The organism is Streptomyces tatrensis, from assembly GCF_049310065.1.
Classification (GTDB): domain Bacteria; phylum Actinomycetota; class Actinomycetes; order Streptomycetales; family Streptomycetaceae; genus Streptomyces.
Window position 1 is genome coordinate 2,161,604 of sequence record NZ_JBMDLB010000007.1, and the last position, 16,003, is coordinate 2,177,606.

The 16,003-nt window shown below is 70.6% G+C and carries 15 protein-coding genes; 3 read left to right on the forward strand and 12 right to left on the reverse strand.

Going from position 1 to position 16,003, the window contains the following annotated elements:
* Positions 1-126: 126 nt before the first annotated feature.
* From ACODT5_RS13175 to ACODT5_RS13185, 3 genes are all read right to left on the reverse strand, one after another.
* Entirely contained in the window at positions 127-1,089 is a 963-nt protein-coding gene (locus ACODT5_RS13175) for a hypothetical protein (RefSeq protein ID WP_422519355.1), read from the reverse strand.
* Between the two features lie 1,110 nt (positions 1,090-2,199).
* On the reverse strand, positions 2,200-3,534 hold the full coding sequence (locus ACODT5_RS13180; RefSeq protein ID WP_422519356.1) for a class I SAM-dependent RNA methyltransferase: 1,335 nt from the start codon (positions 3,532-3,534) through the stop codon (positions 2,200-2,202).
* Positions 3,535-3,662: 128 nt separating this feature from the next.
* Positions 3,663-5,717: an APC family permease gene (locus tag ACODT5_RS13185; protein WP_422519357.1), complete on the reverse strand. Its 2,055-nt coding sequence runs from the start codon at positions 5,715-5,717 to the stop codon at positions 3,663-3,665.
* A gap of 219 nt (positions 5,718-5,936) precedes the next feature.
* Here ACODT5_RS13185 and ACODT5_RS13190 point away from each other — a divergent pair, with 219 nt between their 5' ends.
* Complete coding sequence (locus ACODT5_RS13190; protein ID WP_422519358.1) at positions 5,937-6,605, forward strand: potassium channel family protein; 669 nt, start codon at positions 5,937-5,939, stop codon at positions 6,603-6,605.
* Entirely contained in the window at positions 6,602-7,264 is a 663-nt protein-coding gene (locus ACODT5_RS13195; protein ID WP_214953432.1) for a potassium channel family protein, read from the forward strand. The genes ACODT5_RS13190 and ACODT5_RS13195 overlap by 4 nt, the downstream gene beginning before the upstream one ends.
* Before the next feature lie 191 nt (positions 7,265-7,455).
* Here ACODT5_RS13195 and ACODT5_RS13200 read toward each other — a convergent pair whose 3' ends face one another.
* The 7 genes from ACODT5_RS13200 to ACODT5_RS13230 all read right to left on the reverse strand — a co-directional run bounded on the left by ACODT5_RS13200 (position 7,456) and on the right by ACODT5_RS13230 (position 14,062).
* Positions 7,456-8,208 carry a DUF3159 domain-containing protein gene (locus tag ACODT5_RS13200; RefSeq protein ID WP_422519359.1) on the reverse strand — a complete coding sequence of 251 codons (753 nt, stop codon included), beginning with the start codon at positions 8,206-8,208 and terminating at the stop codon, positions 7,456-7,458.
* A 2-nt stretch (positions 8,209-8,210) separates the two neighbouring features.
* Entirely contained in the window at positions 8,211-8,639 is a 429-nt protein-coding gene (locus tag ACODT5_RS13205; RefSeq protein ID WP_422519360.1) for an OB-fold nucleic acid binding domain-containing protein, read from the reverse strand.
* A 24-nt stretch (positions 8,640-8,663) separates the two neighbouring features.
* On the reverse strand, positions 8,664-9,350 hold the full coding sequence (locus ACODT5_RS13210) for a response regulator (protein ID WP_422519361.1): 687 nt from the start codon (positions 9,348-9,350) through the stop codon (positions 8,664-8,666).
* The gene (locus tag ACODT5_RS13215) at positions 9,347-11,989 is read right to left on the reverse strand and encodes a DUF4118 domain-containing protein (protein WP_422519362.1); all 2,643 of its coding nucleotides are present in this window, start codon (positions 11,987-11,989) and stop codon (positions 9,347-9,349) included. The genes ACODT5_RS13210 and ACODT5_RS13215 overlap by 4 nt, the downstream gene beginning before the upstream one ends.
* Before the next feature lie 162 nt (positions 11,990-12,151).
* On the reverse strand, positions 12,152-12,943 hold the full coding sequence (locus tag ACODT5_RS13220) for a DUF3710 domain-containing protein (protein WP_385382560.1): 792 nt from the start codon (positions 12,941-12,943) through the stop codon (positions 12,152-12,154).
* A gap of 1 nt (position 12,944) precedes the next feature.
* Positions 12,945-13,478 carry a dUTP diphosphatase gene (gene dut / locus ACODT5_RS13225; protein ID WP_422519363.1) on the reverse strand — a complete coding sequence of 178 codons (534 nt, stop codon included), beginning with the start codon at positions 13,476-13,478 and terminating at the stop codon, positions 12,945-12,947.
* Positions 13,478-14,062, reverse strand: coding sequence for a PaaI family thioesterase (locus ACODT5_RS13230; RefSeq protein WP_422519364.1), 585 nt, complete (start codon positions 14,060-14,062; stop codon positions 13,478-13,480). The genes dut and ACODT5_RS13230 overlap by 1 nt, the downstream gene beginning before the upstream one ends.
* Before the next feature lie 58 nt (positions 14,063-14,120).
* On the opposite strand from ACODT5_RS13230, the gene ACODT5_RS13235 reads away from it, so the two are divergent.
* Complete coding sequence (locus tag ACODT5_RS13235) at positions 14,121-14,582, forward strand: DUF3093 domain-containing protein (protein ID WP_422519365.1); 462 nt, start codon at positions 14,121-14,123, stop codon at positions 14,580-14,582.
* 12 nt (positions 14,583-14,594) lie between these two features.
* On the opposite strand, the gene ACODT5_RS13240 is transcribed toward ACODT5_RS13235, so the two are convergent.
* Together ACODT5_RS13240 and ACODT5_RS13245 are read right to left on the reverse strand one after the other, a co-directional pair.
* Positions 14,595-15,542 carry a hypothetical protein gene (locus tag ACODT5_RS13240; protein ID WP_422519366.1) on the reverse strand — a complete coding sequence of 316 codons (948 nt, stop codon included), beginning with the start codon at positions 15,540-15,542 and terminating at the stop codon, positions 14,595-14,597.
* A gap of 12 nt (positions 15,543-15,554) precedes the next feature.
* Positions 15,555-15,851 carry a DUF4193 domain-containing protein gene (locus ACODT5_RS13245; RefSeq protein WP_422519367.1) on the reverse strand — a complete coding sequence of 99 codons (297 nt, stop codon included), beginning with the start codon at positions 15,849-15,851 and terminating at the stop codon, positions 15,555-15,557.
* Positions 15,852-16,003: the final 152 nt, after the last annotated feature.

Here is a 16,003-nt window from a genome sequence, read left to right on the forward strand (position 1 = left end):
GGGCCCCCACCTTGAAGATGGCGGTGGGGGCCCGCTCCCTGACACCTGGACACCACCATGAGATACGCACGGCACATCAAAGGCGGTGCCGTCTCCGCCATCGCCACCGCGGCCTGCCACTTCACCTTAAGCGCGGGTTTGGCTTGGGGACGCGACCAGAGTTCCGACAACCCGGACTCGTGGTCGGGACTGACCGAGTTCGGCGCCACCGTCGTGGCCTCCTGGCTGCTCATGCCCCTGCTGCTGTGGGCCGGAATGCGCGGACTCGGCGAGCGCCACACCTATCCCCTGCTCATCCTCGGCACTCCGCTGTGGGCGGTCCTCTCCCTGGTGTACGTCGACGACATCGACCAGCCGGCAGGCCATATGCCCATCCCGGCACTGATCGGTTTCGTCGTGGTCTGCACTCTTTTCAGCGGGACCAACCCGAAGCGAGTCAAAGGGAGTTAAGTGATACGACGGGTAAAGCTGATGGCGTTTCTGGTGTTGCAAGTGGGAGATAAGTCCGATCTTCCTCGGTTCGTGATGGCTCGATCGTGGTACTGATCGCCGTCCGGGCCGCCTGGTGAGCATGTCCATGCTGAGATGCGGGGCGTGAAGACGCAGCCTGCGGGTGTTGCGGATCCGCGAGCGCAGCCGCTGTTCCTCGTCCGCCCCGTCGGCGGCAACGAGCGGCATCATGCTCACGCCGGTCTCGAAGCCCGACAGGCCCAGCACCAGCAGGGGGAACGCCAGCAGCGCCGGCCCCAGCAGGTCACCGAAGCCGCCCCCGCCCGCTGCGAGGGCGTCGGTCCACGCGGACCAGGCGCCCGGGGTGGTGAACACGTAGGTCAGGCCGATGCCGATGACGACCGCGTTCAGCGCGAGGAACACCACGACCAGGGGGATGGCGACGCTGACCGCTTCGCTGAACCCGAGCAGGAACACCCCGCCGAGGACCAGCAGCAGCGCGATGGTGAGGGCGACCTCGTGGCCGTGCAGGACGGCGGGGAAGAAGGGGTTCTCCACCACATGTACGGAGGCGTCTGCGGTGGAGAGGGTGATGGTGATGATCCATGAGGTGGCCACGAAGCCGAGGAGGATGAGCACGATCAGCTTGCCCCGCCAGAACGGCAGCAGGGTCCTCCAGCATCGCCACCGATCCGGCGCCGTGCGGGCTCTCCTTCGCCACCCGCCGGTACATCGGCAGCATGCCCAGCAGTGTCAGCGCCACGATCAGCAGCGTCGCCAGCGGCGAAACCGCCCCGGCGGCAAGTGCGGCGATCGCCGGGACGTAGGCGAGGCTGGAGAAGTAGTCAACGCCGGTCAGGCACATCACCTTCCACCACGCGTGCGGCTCAGCATGCCCTTCACCGGCCGCCGGCCCCACCGGCTACACCTGGTGCCGCAGCATCCACCGTGCCAGCCCGCCGGACGGCTGGGCCCGAAGGGCAGGGCTGTCCACCACTTCCGGCACAACCGGACCTTCCGTGCCCTTCATATCCCCCATCACTTTCTCTCACGCCCTCAAGACACCTGACAGCAGCGCACCGGCGCCACGGCGCGATCATCGAGCATCCGACTGGCAGAACCCGCCACCCACCCCGCGCCGGGCCGGGCCGGGCCGACGGGACATACCGTCCCGCCGCCCGTGCCTATGTGCTCTTCCGCCCGGCGAACCCGCTGGGCAGGCGGACCCGGGAGACGAGCGTCGCACTCCGCGCCCTGGCGATCTTCTGCATCGTCGGCTCGCACATCCAGGTATTCGGCAGGCCCACAAGAACACGGGCACTACTGAGGGGCTCTGCCACCGACGGCTGTGCGGCACGGCCGAGGGGTAGCAGCCAGCAGCCACCCGTGGCGGCCTTCGGCTCCTCACCCCGACTCCTCACCCCAGCCAGAAACGCGGGTCATCAGCAGGGTGGTCATGCTGAACATTTTCATTCTCCGCTACAGAGAGTGTTCGCGGTGAAGTTCGCCCGACGCGCCGAAGGGCCCGACACCGGGCCCGATCGGCGCTCGCAGAAGCCGCCTCCCCGACCGGGCGCAGGCCCGGTCCAAGACAACTCCTCACGACTGATGAAGTGTCAGCTAATGCTGACACCCCTTCAGGAAATGCGCCTGCCGAGCGTCAAATGAGCGTCACGAGCGTCAGATCAGCGTCAAGATATCGCCCGTAACGCCCGCAACGCACATAACGCCCATCGACAAACCTGCAGGTCAGGAGCTCTTTGCGACCGGTTCAAGGATCGCGACGCACTCCACGTGGTGCGTCATCGGGAAGAGGTCGAAGGCGCGCAGGGTGCGGACCTTGTAGCCCGCCTCCTGGAAGTAGGCCAGGTCGCGGGCCAGGGCTGCCGGGTCGCAGGCCACGTAGGCGATGCGGCGCGGGGTGAGTCCGGCTACCTGGCGGACCGTCTGCTTGCCCGCGCCCGCGCGGGGCGGGTCCAGGACGACGAGGTCGCACTCGGTGATGCCGGTCTTCGGGAGGATCTGCTCGACCTTGCCCTGCTCGATGCGGACGCGGGGGAAGTCCGTGAGGTTGTGCCGGGCGTCCTCCACCGCGCGCTTCGTCGACTCGATGCCGAGGACGGCGCCCGTCTCGCCGAGGCGTTCCGCGAGGGCGCCCGCGAAGATGCCGACGCCGCAGTAGAGGTCGAGGGCCATCTCGCCCTTGCGCGGCATCAGGCCCTGCATGACGGCCTTGATCAGGGTGTCCGCGGCCTGCGGGTGGACCTGCCAGAAGCCGCCCATGCCGACGCGGTACGTACGGCCGTCCGCGCGCTCGCGCACGAAGGGGCGGCCGTGGACGCGGTGGACCCCGCCGTCCTTCTCCTCGACGCGCAGGACCGAGACCGGCTTGTCGAGCTCGACGAGCGGGAGGCGGCCGCCGGGGCGGGGGGTCAGGACGACCTGGCGGTCACCCGAGCCCGTGGCGGCGATGGCCTCGACGGTGGCCATCTGGGGCCAGTCCTGCTGCTCGATCCCGAGCTCGGTGACGCCGGGCGCCGCGATCATGCAGTGGTCGACCGGCTGGATGTCGTGCGAGCGGTGCTTGCGCAGGCCCACGACACCGTCCTCGTCGATCGCGTACTGCACGCGGGTGCGCCACTGCGGGACCTGCCCGGCGGGCACCTTGTCGCCCTCGGCCGGCATGACCGTACCGTCCCAGCCGGCCTGCTCCGGGGTGAGCCCGGCGAGCCGCAGCAGCTGCTCGGCGATGACCTCGCCCTTGAGCCGGCGCTGGGCGCCCGGCTTGGCGTGCTGCCAGTCGCAGCCGCCGCACGCGCCGGGGCCGGCGTAGGGGCAGGGGGCCTCGACGCGGTCCTTGGAGGGGTCGAGGACGGTGATGGCGTCGGCGCGCAGGAACCGGGAGTCGGCGTCGCCCTCGGTCACGCGCGCGATGATCTTCTCGCCGGGCAGCGTGTGCCGGACGAACAGGACACGGCCCTCGGCGGTCCGGGCGATGCAGTGCCCGCCGTGCGCGACGGGGCCGACCTCGACCTCGTACTCCTCCCCGACCAGTGACTGCTTCTCGTTCTGCTCGCTCGTCATGGTGGGGAGACTCCAAGGAGATGTGGATCAGAAGATCAGAATCGAAAAGGAACGGCCGGACGACCGACCCACCAGTTTACGTGGATCTCGTCCGGCCGTTCGCCAACCCGATGAGCGGGCTGCGGGACCTACTTCCCCGCCGGGTCCTTGGGACGCGGACGCGGGGTGTCGACCGGCCCGCGGCGCACCGCGCCCGGGGCGTTCCACTCCGCGCGCTTCTTCGCCCGCTTCTTCGCCAGCTCGGAGGACTCCAGCTGGTAGGGCACCGAGGTGACCATCACACCGGGGGTGAAGAGCAGCCGGCCCTTGAGGCGCAGGGCGCTCTGGTTGTGCAGCAGGTGCTCGTACCAGCGTCCGACCACGTACTCCGGGATGTACACGCTGACGGCGTCGCGCGGGTTCTCGCTGCGCAGGCCCTTCACGTACTCGATGACCGGGCGGGTGATCTCGCGGTACGGGGAGTCGAGGATCTTGAGCGGGACGTTGATGCCGCGCCGCTCCCACTCCTCGCGCAGCGCCTTGGTCTCAACCGGGTCGACGCTGATGCTGAGCGCCTCCAGCCGGTCCGAGCGGGTCAGCTTGGCGAAGGCCAGGGCGCGCAGGGTGGGCTTGTGGACCTTGGAGACCAGGACGATGGAGTGGACCCGCGAGGGGCGCACGCTGTCGTCGCTCGGGCCCTCGGCGGCTGCGATCTCTTCGGAGACCCGGTCGTAGTGCTTGCGGATCGCGGACATCGTTCCGTAGAAGATGACCATGCCGAGCAGGGCGACCCAGGCGCCGTGGGTGAACTTAGTGGCCAGGACGACGACCAGGACCATGCCGGTGAAGAAGGCGCCGAAGGTGTTGATCGCCCGGGAGCGGTGCATCCGGCGGCGCGCGGCCGGGTCGCGCTCCGCGCGCAGGTGGCGGTTCCAGTGCCGGACCATGCCGATCTGGCTCAGCGTGAAGGAGACGAAGACGCCGACGATGTAGAGCTGGATCAGCTTCGTGGAGTCGGCGTCGTAGATCCACACCAGCAGTATGGCGGCGCCCGCGAGGAGCACGATGCCGTTGGAGAAGGCGAGGCGGTCGCCGCGGGTGTGCAGCTGGCGCGGCAGGTAGCGGTCCTGGGCGAGGATCGAGCCGAGCAGCGGGAAGCCGTTGTACGCGGTGTTCGCGGCGAGGAAGAGGACCAGCGCGGTGGCCGCGGCGAGCACGATGAAGAGGAAGCTGCCGTTGCCGAAGACGGCCTCGGCGACCTGCGAGATCACCGGGTTCTGGACGTAGCCCTCGCCGACCGGGACGCCGTTCTGCAGCAGGTCGGCGGCGGGGTTCTCGGCCATCCGGACGTTCGTGGCCATGGCCAGGCCGATGATCCCGCAGAACATGACGACCGCCAGGCCGCCCATGAGGGCGAGGGTGGTGGCCGCGTTCTTGCTCTTGGGCTTGCGGAAGGCCGGTACGCCGTTGCTGATGGCCTCGACGCCCGTGAGCGCCGCGCAGCCGGAGGAGAAGGCACGCAGCAGCAGGAAGACCAGCGCGAAGCCGGCGAGCCCCTGGTGTTCGGGTTTGATCTCCAGGCCGGCAGTCGGGGCCTCCATGGTGTCGCCCATGACCAGGCCGCGCCAGGCGCCGTACGCGATCATCAGGAAGACGGCGCCGACGAACACGTAGGTCGGGATGGCGAAGAGGTTCCCGGATTCCTTCACACCGCGCAGATTCATCAGCGTGAGCAGCAGAATCATGATGATCGCCGAGAGCACTTTGTGCTCGATGACGAAATCGACGGCGGAACCGAGGTTCTCGACCCCCGAGGAGATCGACACGGCGACCGTGAGGACGTAGTCGACGAGCAGGGCGCTCGCGACGGTGAGACCGGCCCGGGGCCCGAGGTTGGTGTTGGCGACCTCGTAGTCACCGCCGCCGCTGGGGTAGGCGTGGACGTTCTGCCGGTAGGAGGCGACCACCGTGAACATCAGCACGACGACCGCGACGGCGATCCAGGGGCTGAAGTGGTACGCCGACACGCCTGCGATCGACAGGACCAGCAGGACCTCGCCGGGGGCATATGCCACCGAGGAGAGCGGGTCGGACGCGAACACGGGCAGGGCGATCCGCTTGGGAAGGAGTGTTTCCCCGAGGCGGTCGCTGCGTAGCGCCCGGCCGATCAGGATCCGTTTGGGCACGTCGGTCAGTTTGGACACGCAGAGGATCGTAAGCGTTCGAAATCGGCCTGACGAACCCCCCACCCCTATACGGCGGGAAGTCGCACCGCATCCAGGGCAAAGGAGCCCCGCCTGCCGCCCAAATGGTCACAGTGGTGACCGCCCGTGTGTAGCTTGGGCCATGGTCTGAGACCCTGTTAAGCCAGAGCAGCAATGAGGCTGGAACCCAGCGAGCCGCTGACAGCCGGAAGGACGGCCGTGCACATCGTCATTATGGGCTGCGGAAGAGTGGGCTCCGCCCTCGCGCAGACCCTGGAACAGCAGGGGCATACGGTCGCGGTCATCGACCAGGACCCCACCGCATTCCGCCGGCTGGGAGCCGGATTCGGCGGCCGTCGCGTCACCGGAGTCGGCTTCGACCAGGACACGCTGCGCGAGGCCGGCATCGAGGAGGCGGGCGCCTTCGCCGCGGTGAGCAGTGGTGACAATTCCAACATCATCGCCGCCAGGGTGGCCCGTGAGATGTTCGGCGTCGAGAACGTCGCCGCCCGCATCTACGACCCCAAGCGCGCCGAGGTCTACCAGCGCCTGGGCATCCCCACCGTCGCCACCGTCCGCTGGACGGCCGACCAGATGCTCCGCCGGCTGCTGCCTTCGGGCGCCGAGCCGCTGTGGCGCGACCCGAGCGGCGGTGTCCAGCTCGCGGAGGTGCACATCTCCACCACCTGGATCGGCCAGAAGGTCAGCCGGCTGCAGGAGGAGACCGGCGTCCGCGTCGCCTTCCTCACCCGGCTGGGCGAGGCCATGCTGCCGACATCGGCGACCGTCCTCCAGGAGGGCGACCTCGTCCACGTGATGATGCGGACGGACGAGATCGACAAGGTGGAGGCAGCCTTCGCCGAGGGTCCTGAGGAGGCACACGCATGAGGGTCGCGATCGCCGGAGCCGGCGCGGTGGGCCGTTCCATCGCGGGCGAGCTCCTGGAGAACGGCCACGAGGTGCTCCTCGTGGACAAGGCCCCGACCGCCATCTCGGTGGAGCGGGTGCCGCAGGCCGAGTGGCTGCTGGCCGACGCCTGCGAGATCACCTCGCTCGACGAGGCGGCGCTCCAGCGCTGCAACGTGGTCATCGCCGCGACCGGTGACGACAAGGTCAACCTGGTCGTCTCCCTCCTCGCCAAGACCGAGTACGGGGTCCCCCGGGTCGTGGCGCGGGTGAACAACCCGAAGAACGAGTGGCTCTTCAACGAGTCCTGGGGCGTCGACGTCGCCGTCTCCACGCCGCGCCTGATGTCGGCGCTGGTCGAGGAGGCCGTCAGCGTCGGCGACCTGGTCCGGCTGCTGCGCTTCAGCCACGGCGACGCCAACCTCGTCGAGCTGACCCTGCCCGCCGACTCCCAGGTCGCGGGCAAGCAGATCAGTGAGATCACCTGGCCCGAGGACACCTCGCTGGTCACGATCATCCGGGGCAACCGGGTGCTCACGCCGCACGGCGAGGAGACCCTGGAGCCCGGCGACGAGCTCCTCTTCGTGGCCGCCCAGGCCCGCGAGGAGCAGCTGGAGGACCTCCTCCAGGCCGCGGACTGACCTGCGGTCCCGCTGAACCGCCGAAGGGGCGGCTGACCATCACGGTCAGCCGCCCCTTCGCACATCCCGGCTACGAGGCTGCGCGGCGGTCCGGGCCGGCTGCCGCCTGGGCACCTGGGGCTCAGCCCCAGACCCCGCGCCTCAAACGCCGGCGGGGCTGGAATGGCCCGCGCACGCAGCGGCGTAGGAGGTCAGACCCCCCGGCCCTCCGCGGCCTTCGCGGCCGCCTTCGCCGCCTTCTCCGCGGCCTCCTCCGCCTCCCACTCCGCGATCACGTTGATCGGCGGCGGCGCCTGCGCCAGGAAGAGCCAGGTGAAGTACACCGCGAGCACCATCGGCGGCAGCTTCAGCGCGATCAGCACCCAGCCGAGCTGCGTCGCGTCACCCCACCAGTACAGCGGGAAGAGGATCGCGTACTTCGCGAGGAAGATCAGGCCCCAGGCCAGGCTGGCCTTGACGTACGCCTTCTTGCGCCCGGGGTTGCGCGTGCGCCAGGACAGGTTCTCCTTGAAGACCGGCCCCAGGATCACGCCCAGCAGCGGGAAGCCCACCAGCGCGGAGAGCGTGAAGGCCACGCCCAGGCCGGCGCCGTAGATCATGCCGGGCAGGTAGAACCCCTTCGCGCTGCCCGTGAACAGGGCGAAGGCCACGCCCACGCCCACGCCGAAGACCCCGCTGAAGGCGTGCTTGACCGTGTCCTTGCGCAGCAGCCGCACCACGACCAGCAGGACCGCGACCGCGCCCGCCGCGATGGCGGACAGCTTCACGTCCTTGTTGATCGTGTAGATCATGACGAAGAGCAGGCCGGGGAGCATCGTCTCCACGGTGCCCCGGATGCCGCCGAAGGCGTCGAAGAGGGCCGCCTGCGTCACGGCCTTCTGGTCCGCGGAGGGCTCGGCGGCGGGGTCCACGCCGGGCGTGGTCGGTTTGTCGAGTGACGTCACCGTCAGTGCTCCTGTCCGAGCGGTCGGAGTTCGTACTTCGGGTTGAAGAGCACCCGACGGCCGTGGCTCATCGAGATCCGCCCTGAGGCGATCATGCGACGGCCGGGTTCGATTCCCACGATCGAGCGACGCCCGAGCCAGACGACGTCCAGCGCGGCCGAGCCGTCGAACAGCTCGGCCTCCAGGGCGGGGACGCCCGCGCGCGGCCGCAGGGTGACGGTCCGCAGCGTCCCGGTCACCTTCACTATCTGACGGTCGTGGCAGTCGCAGATCCGCGTGCAGCCCGCGGCTTCTGCGTCCTCCTGCAGCTCCGCCGAATGCAGCTCCTCCTGCGAGGTGGACAGCCGCTCTATCATCCGGCGGAACCTGCCCGCGGGCCTGGCGGGCTTCGCCGGCTTCGCGGGGTTCTCGGGACGCGGTTCAGCACTCATACAGGAAGCGTACCGGCGCCCCCACTACCTCTCGAAGCGGTATCCCATGCCCGGTTCGGTGATGAAGTGGATCGGGTGCGAGGGGTCGGCCTCCAGTTTGCGCCGCAGCTGGGCCATGTAGACCCGCAGGTAGTTGGTCTCGGTCCCGTACGAGGGCCCCCAGACCTCCTGGAGGAGCTGCTTCTGGCTGACCAGTTTGCCGCCGTTGCGCACCAGCACCTCCAGCAGGTGCCACTCGGTGGGCGTCAGGCGCACGTCGCGGCCGGCGCGCACCGCCTTCTTCGCCGCGAGGTCCACCGTGAAGGTGTCGGTCTCGACGATCACCTCGTCCTCGCCGGCCCCGGCGCCCGGTTCCGCCCGCCGGACGGCGGCGCGCAGCCTGGCGAGCAGCTCGTCCATGCCGAAGGGCTTGGTGACGTAGTCGTCGGCTCCCGCGTCCAGGGCCTCGACCTTCTCGTCGGAGCTGTGCCGGGCGGAGAGGACCAGGATCGGGACCCTGGTCCAGCCGCGCAGCCCCTTGATCACCTCGACCCCGTCCATATCGGGGAGGCCCAGGTCCAGGACGACCACGTCGGGGTGGCGGGCGGCGGCCAGTTCCAGGGCGCTCGCCCCGTCGGCAGCGGCGTCGACCTCGTACTTGCGCGCCTTCAAGTTGATCACGAGGGCCCGGACGATCTGGGGTTCGTCGTCCACCACGAGCACCCGGGTCATTGAGGTCCTGCCTTCTGTCGTGTCGGTCGTGTCGGTCGTATCGAATCGAGATCAAAATCCACCGGGTGCCCCCCGGCCCCGCCGGGCGCGCTGCGCCCCTCGCCGTCCACGCTCACGCGGATCTGTGGCCGCCCGCCGGTCGCCGCCCGCAGCGTGAGCACCATCGTGAGCCCGCCACCGGGGGTGTCCTCGGCCTCCAGCGTGCCGCCCATGGCCTCGGCGAAGCCGCGCGCGACGGCCAGCCCGAGCCCGACCCCGGCGCCGCGCGGCGCGTCGCCGTGCCGCTGGAAGGGGGCGAAGATCCGGTCCTTGGCCTCGTCGGGCACGCCCGGCCCGCGGTCCACGACCCGTACCTCGACCCGGTCGCCGAGGAAGCTGGCGGCCACCAGCACCTGCTCCCCGGGCGGGCTGTACTTCACCGCGTTCTCCACCACGTTGGCCACGCTCCGCTCCAGCAGCCCCGGATCCACCGCCACCATGGGCAGGGTCTCTGGCACGTCGAGCAGCACGCTGCCCTCGGGTACGCCGCCCAGCGCCATCGGGACCACCTCGTCGAGGTCGATCTCGCGGATCAGCGGGGTGACGGTGCCGGTCTGGAGCCTCGACATGTCGAGCAGGTTGCCCACGAGGTGGTCGAGCCGGTCGGCGCCGTCCTCGATGCCCTCCAGGAGCTCGGCGCGGTCCTCCTCGGACCATTCCACGTCGTCGGAGCGCAGGGAGCTCACGGAGGCCTTGATGGAGGCCAGGGGCGTACGGAGGTCATGGCTGACGGCGGCCAGCAGGGCGGTCCGGATCCGGTTGCCCTCCGCCATCCGGCGGGCCTCCTCCGCCTCCCCGACCAGCCGCTGCCGGTCGAGCACGACGGCGGCCTGGGCGGCGAAGGCGCCGAGCACGCGGCGGTCCGCGGCGGGCAGCACCCGCCCGGACAGGGCCAGTGCCATGTGGTCGCCGATCGGCATGTCCACGTCGGCGTCCTCGGGGCGGGCGACCGGGTTCGGGCCGACGCTGCCAGCCGGCCGCCAGGGCTCGACGTCGCTCTCGCGCTCCAGCAGCGCCACCGACTCCATGGCGAAGGTCTCGCGCACCCGCTCCAGCAGGGCGTCCAGGGTGGTCTCCCCGCGCAGCACGCTGCCGGCGAGGAAGGAGAGGATCTCGGACTCGGCGCGCAGCCGGGCGGCCTGGTGGGTGCGGCGGGCGGCGGCGTCGACGACGGAGGCCACGGAGCCCGCGACGCCGAAGAAGACGGCGATGGCCACGATGTTCTTGGGGTCCGAGATGGTGAAGCGGTGGATGGGCGGGGCGAAGTAGTAGTTCAGCAGCAGGGAGCCGACGGCGGCGGAGGCGAGCGCCGGCCAGAGCCCGCCGAGCAGGGCCGCGGCCACGGTCAGCGCCAGGAACAGCAGCATCTCGTTGGCGAGGCCGGGGTCGGTGTCGATGTGCGTCAGCAGGGTCGCGAGCGCCAGCGGCAGGGCCACCCCGACCACCCAGCCGGCCACCAGCCTGGTCCGGCCGAGCCGGGCCGCCGAGCGGGCCACGGGCCGCAGGCCCCGGCCCTTGGCGACCTCCTCGTGCGTGACGATGTGCACGTCGAGGTCGGGCCCCGAGTCGCGGGCGACGGTGGCGCCGACGCCGGGGCCGAAGACGTACCGCCAGGAGCGGTGGCGGCTGGAGCCGAGCACGATCTGGGTGGCGTTGACCCCGCGGGCGAATTCGAGCAGCGCCTCGGGCACGTTGTCGCCGATGACATGGTGAAACGTTCCGCCGAGGTCCTCGACCAGCGTCCGCTGGACCGCGAGCTCCTTGGGCGAGGCCGCGGTCAGCCCGTCGCTGCGGGCGATGTAGACGGCCAGGATCTCGCTGCCGGAGCCCTTGGCCGCCACCCTGGAGGCCCGCCGGATGAGGGTGCGCCCCTCGGGGCCGCCGGTGAGGCCCACGACGATCCGCTCGCGCGCCTGCCAGGTGGAGCGGATGTTGTGCTCGCCCCGGTACTGCTGGAGGTATTCGTCGGCCCGGTCGGCGACCCAGAGCAGCGCGAGCTCGCGCAGCGCGGTCAGGTTCCCGGGGCGGAAGTAGTTGGACAGGGCCGCGTCGACCTTGTCGGACTTGTAGATGTTGCCGTGCGCCATGCGGCGGCGCAGGGCCTGCGGGGACATGTCGACCAGCTCGATCTGGTCGGCGCGGCGCACCACCTCGTCGGGGACGGTCTCCCGCTGCCGCACGCCGGTGATCGACTCCACCACGTCGCCCAGGGACTCCAGGTGCTGGATGTTGACGGTGGAGATCACGTCGATCCCGGCCCGCAGCAGCTCCTCCACGTCCTGCCAGCGCTTGGCGTTGCGCGAGCCCGGCACGTTGGTGTGCGCCAGTTCGTCCACCAGGGCTATGGCGGGCTTGCGGGCCAGCAGGGAGTCCACGTCCATCTCGGTGAAGGCGGCGCCCCGGTACACGAGCTCCTTGCGCTCCACCTGCTCCAGGCCGTGCAGCATGACCTCGGTGCGCGGCCGCCCGTGGTGCTCGACGAAGCCCACGACGCAGTCGGCGCCGCGCTCGACCCGGCGGTGGCCCTCCGAGAGCATGGCGTACGTCTTGCCCACGCCGGGGGCCGAGCCGAGATAGATCCTGAGCTTGCCGCGTCCCATGCGGCCATTCTCCGGGACGTCCGCCGTGTTCACGCGCCGATGACCTGCTGCGGGCGGATCCCTGACGGTTCCCTGACGCGGCCGGCGCAGCACCGCGGACACGGCTGTGGGCCGCACCCCCGGAGGAGTGCGGCCCACGGCCGTATGCGGTCGAGCCCGGGGTCAGCGGACCTCGGTGATCTCCGGGCCGCGCTCCAGCTGGCCCATGCCACCGCCGAAGCGGGAGCCCTCCTGGTCCCCGGCGTCGTCCGTCTGGACGCCGTCCGGCACCATCTGCGCGTCGTTCGGCAGCTTCAGGACGATCGGGTCGCGCGGAGCCATCGGGCCCTCGCCGCGGACCACGACGGTGTCCAGGAAGATCCGCTCCAGCACCCCGGCCGACTCGGGACGCACCGCGCCCTGGCCGGAGATGACACCGCGCAGGAACCAGCGCGGACCGTCCACACCGACGAAGCGGACCAGCTGGGCGCCGGTCTGCCCGTCCGGGAGCGGTACGGGGACCTGCGCGCGCAGCTCCCAGCCGAGCGGGCCCTCGACCTCGTCGATGATGCCGCCCTGCTTCGTGATGCCCTCGGCGATCTCCTCGCGGACCTCGCCCCAGATGCCTTCCTTGCGGGGCGCGGCGAAGGCCTGCAGCTGCACGGCGCTGTCGCCGAGCACCACGGTCGCGGCGACGATCGCGTCCCCGGCGACCTCGACCCGCAGCTCCATGCCCTCGACACCCGGTACGAGGATGCCGCCGAGGTCGACCCGGCCTTCCTCGGGGTTGCCGGGGACCTCGGAGATGTCCCACGGGCCGTCGGGACGCGGGGCCGGCGGCAGGTTCACCCTGCGCGGCTGTACCGCGTCGTTCTCCTCCGTGCCGTCCTGCTCATCGGCACCGACGCCGTCGACGACCTGCTCGGCCGCGCCGCCGTCCTTGACGGAGTCGTTCTTCTTGCGACGTCCGAACACGTCACTGTCCTTCCCGGTCGGATACGACCGAAGCGTAGCCATTCCCACCCTGCTGACCAGCGCCGGATCCGGCCACGGCCGCATGACCACCGGTGGAGCCGAAACCCCCCTCGGCCCGCGCCGAGTCGGGAAGTTGCGCCACCTCGTGGAAGCGCACCTGCTCGACTCGCTGGACAACCAGCTGGGCAATGCGGTCGAAACGCTCGAACCTGACGCTCTCGCGAGGGTCGAGGTTGACCACGATCACCTTGATCTCCCCACGGTACCCGGCATCCACCGTCCCGGGGGCATTCACGAGTGCGAGCCCGCAGCGGGCGGCCAGGCCCGAGCGCGGGTGCACGAAGGCCGCGTACCCCTCGGGCAGGGCGATGGAGATCCCGGTGGGCAGGACCGCCCGCTCCCCCGGCTCCAGTTCCGCGGCCACGGTGGTGACCAGATCGCAGCCGGCGTCGCCCGGGTGCCCGTAGGCCGGAATCGGCACCTCCGGGTCGACGCGCCGGATGGCCACGTCCACGCCGGTGTTGTTCTCAGACATCAGGGGTTCACCTCGAAGGCGCGTGCGCGCCTGACCTGGTCCGGGTCGGCCATCGCCGCCCGGATCTCCTCGGGCCGTCCGTTGTCGATGAAGTGGTCGACCTTCACCTCGATGAAGAGGGCGTCGGCGCGCAGTGCCACCGGTCCCTGCGGTCCGCCTATTCGGCCGACCGCGCTGGAGTAGATCTTCCGGCCGGCGACGGCGGTGACCTCGGCCTCCAGGTACAGCACGGTGTCCACGGGCACGGGCCGGACGAAGTCCGTCTCCAGCCGGCCGGTGACGGCGATGACGCGCAGCAGCCAGTTCAGGGAGCCCAGGGTCTCGTCGAGCGCGGTGGCGAGGACGCCGCCGTGCGCGAGGCCGGGCGCACCCTGGTGGGCGGCCTTCACGGTGAACTCGGCGCTGACGCGCACGCCCTCACCCGCGCGGGCCTCCAGGTGGAGTCCGTGCGGCTGGCCGCCGCCGCAGCCGAAGCAGTGCTCGTAGTGCGCGCCGAGCAGTTCGCCGGGGGCCGGGGCATCGGGGTGCCGCACCGGCGCCGTGGCATCGGCGGGGGGCGTCAACGCTGTCTTTCGTCCACTCACAGCCGCAGACCTTACCCGCGCGGCTACCCGCCGGTCGCCTCGTGGCAGGCTTGGCCGCATGCAGCTCTCCCCCGCGCACCACGACGAACGTCTGACAGCCCCCCGCTCCTGGTGGGCCATCGCCGCCCTGACCGGCCTGGCCTGCGCGCTGATGCTGCTTCCGCTGGGCACGCTGCCGCTGCTGGCGGGGCTGATCGGGGGCACCGCGCTGGCGGGGCTGGTGGTGAGTTCGTACGGTTCCCAGCGCGTGCGCGTGGTGGGCGGCGCGCTGGCCGCCGGGGAGGCCCGGATCCCGGTGTCGGCGCTGGGCGATCCCGAGGTGCTGGACGCGGAGGAGGCCCGCGCCTGGCGCACGTACAAGGCCGACACCCGCGCCTTCATGCTGATGCGCAGCTACGTGCCGACGGCGGTGCGCGTCGAGATCACCGATCCGGCCGACCCGACCCCGTACGTCTACGTCTCCACCCGCGAGCCGCAGGCCCTGGTGGCGGCCATCCGCGCGGCGCAGGGCCGGGACTGACCCCGGCCGGGCTCAGTCCCGCGGGTCGACGGCCCCCGGGTCGATGGCCCGCGGGTCGAACATCCGGCCCTCGACGGCGGCCCTGGCCGCCTCGGGAAGGGCCTCGGTGGGCCGCTCCAGGGGCGGGAGCTGCGGAAGCGCGTTCCAGGGCACGGAGCGGGCCCGCAGGTCCGTACGTACCTTCTCGGCGAGTTTGCGGGTGTCCCGGCGGTTCATGACCGCTCCGACGGCGGCGCCGACCATGAACGGCATCAGGTTGGGCAGGTTGCGGAACATCCGCTTCATGATCTGCTGGCGCAGTTCGCGCTTCATCTGCCCGCCGAGCGCGGCGTTCAGCGTCGTCGGCTTGGTGAGGTCGACCCCGCGCTCCTCCGTCCACGACGTGAGGTAGGCGACGCTGCGCTCCTTGAGGCCGCCGGGCGGTCGCAGGCCGTAGACCTCGTGGAGTTCGGCGATGAGCTTCAGCTCGATCGCGGCGACCCCGGTGATCTCGGCGGCCAGCTCGGCCGGCATGGCGGGGGGCACCGGCAGCATGGCGGCGGCGCCGATCCCGGCGCCGACCGTGGAAGTGGCGTTGGCGGCGCCCGAGATCAGCTTGTCGGCCAGCTGATCGGGCCCGAGGCCCGGGAACTGCGCGCGCAGGGTCGCGAGGTCCCGAACCGGAACGCGCGGTGCGTTCTCGATGACTCGGTCGGTGAGGTAAAGGGCGGCGGCCCTGGCACTTTCGCCGCCCTTGCGCACACCGTTCTTGACGGCTTGCAGCCGACGGACCCCGGAGTGCTTCCGGGGCCCCTCGCCGGCCTCGGAGGCCGACGTCACCGCCTCGGCGGTGTCGGGGAGCACGGCGGGTACGCCGGGGGCTCCAGGGCCTGTTTCCAGGCCCTCGGTTCCCTCGCGCGTCTCCGCCGGATCACCAGCTTTTCGGAAGCGGCGCTTCCGAAATGGTGTCGAGCCAGTCACGGCCGACGCCTCTCAGTCGCATTCGCGGCAGATCGGCTGACCGTTCTTCTCGCGTGCCAGCTGGCTGCGGTGGTGCACCAGGAAGCAGCTCGTGCAGGTGAACTCGTCGGCCTGCTTCGGCAGGACCCGTACGGCCAGTTCCTCGTTGGAGAGGTCTGCGCCGGGCAGGTCGAGGCCCTCGGCGTTGTCGATTTCGTCCAGGTCGACGTTCGAGTGCGACTTCTCGTTCCGACGAGCCTTCAGCTCTTCGATGCTGTCGTTGTCTACGTCGTCGTCGGTCTTGCGCGGGGTGTCGTAGTCCGTTGCCATAGTTCGCTCTCCCCCTCTGGGATTTAGCGGGTGTCTCAGCGCACGTAACGCGCGAGAGGCCGGACTTGTGCCCGACCTGAGGCGGAGATTTTGCCTCACATCAAGGTCTGTTACTCAATCGACACCCAGCCGCACATTCAGAAGAGCGATTG

Bases quoted from the DNA above. Each gene is read 5' to 3' on its own strand.
- ACODT5_RS13180 (WP_422519356.1), bottom strand. From the start codon at position 3,534: ATGACGAGCGAGCAGAACGAGAAGCAGTCACTGGTCGGGGAGGAGTAC.
- ACODT5_RS13195 (WP_214953432.1), top strand. From the start codon at position 6,602: ATGAGGGTCGCGATCGCCGGAGCCGGCGCGGTGGGCCGTTCCATCGCG.
- ACODT5_RS13205 (WP_422519360.1), bottom strand. From the start codon at position 8,639: ATGAGTGCTGAACCGCGTCCCGAGAACCCCGCGAAGCCGGCGAAGCCC.
- ACODT5_RS13210 (WP_422519361.1), bottom strand. From the start codon at position 9,350: ATGACCCGGGTGCTCGTGGTGGACGACGAACCCCAGATCGTCCGGGCC.
- ACODT5_RS13215 (WP_422519362.1), bottom strand. From the start codon at position 11,989: ATGGGACGCGGCAAGCTCAGGATCTATCTCGGCTCGGCCCCCGGCGTG.
- dut (WP_422519363.1), bottom strand. From the start codon at position 13,478: ATGTCTGAGAACAACACCGGCGTGGACGTGGCCATCCGGCGCGTCGAC.
- ACODT5_RS13235 (WP_422519365.1), top strand. From the start codon at position 14,121: ATGCAGCTCTCCCCCGCGCACCACGACGAACGTCTGACAGCCCCCCGC.
- ACODT5_RS13245 (WP_422519367.1), bottom strand. From the start codon at position 15,851: ATGGCAACGGACTACGACACCCCGCGCAAGACCGACGACGACGTAGAC.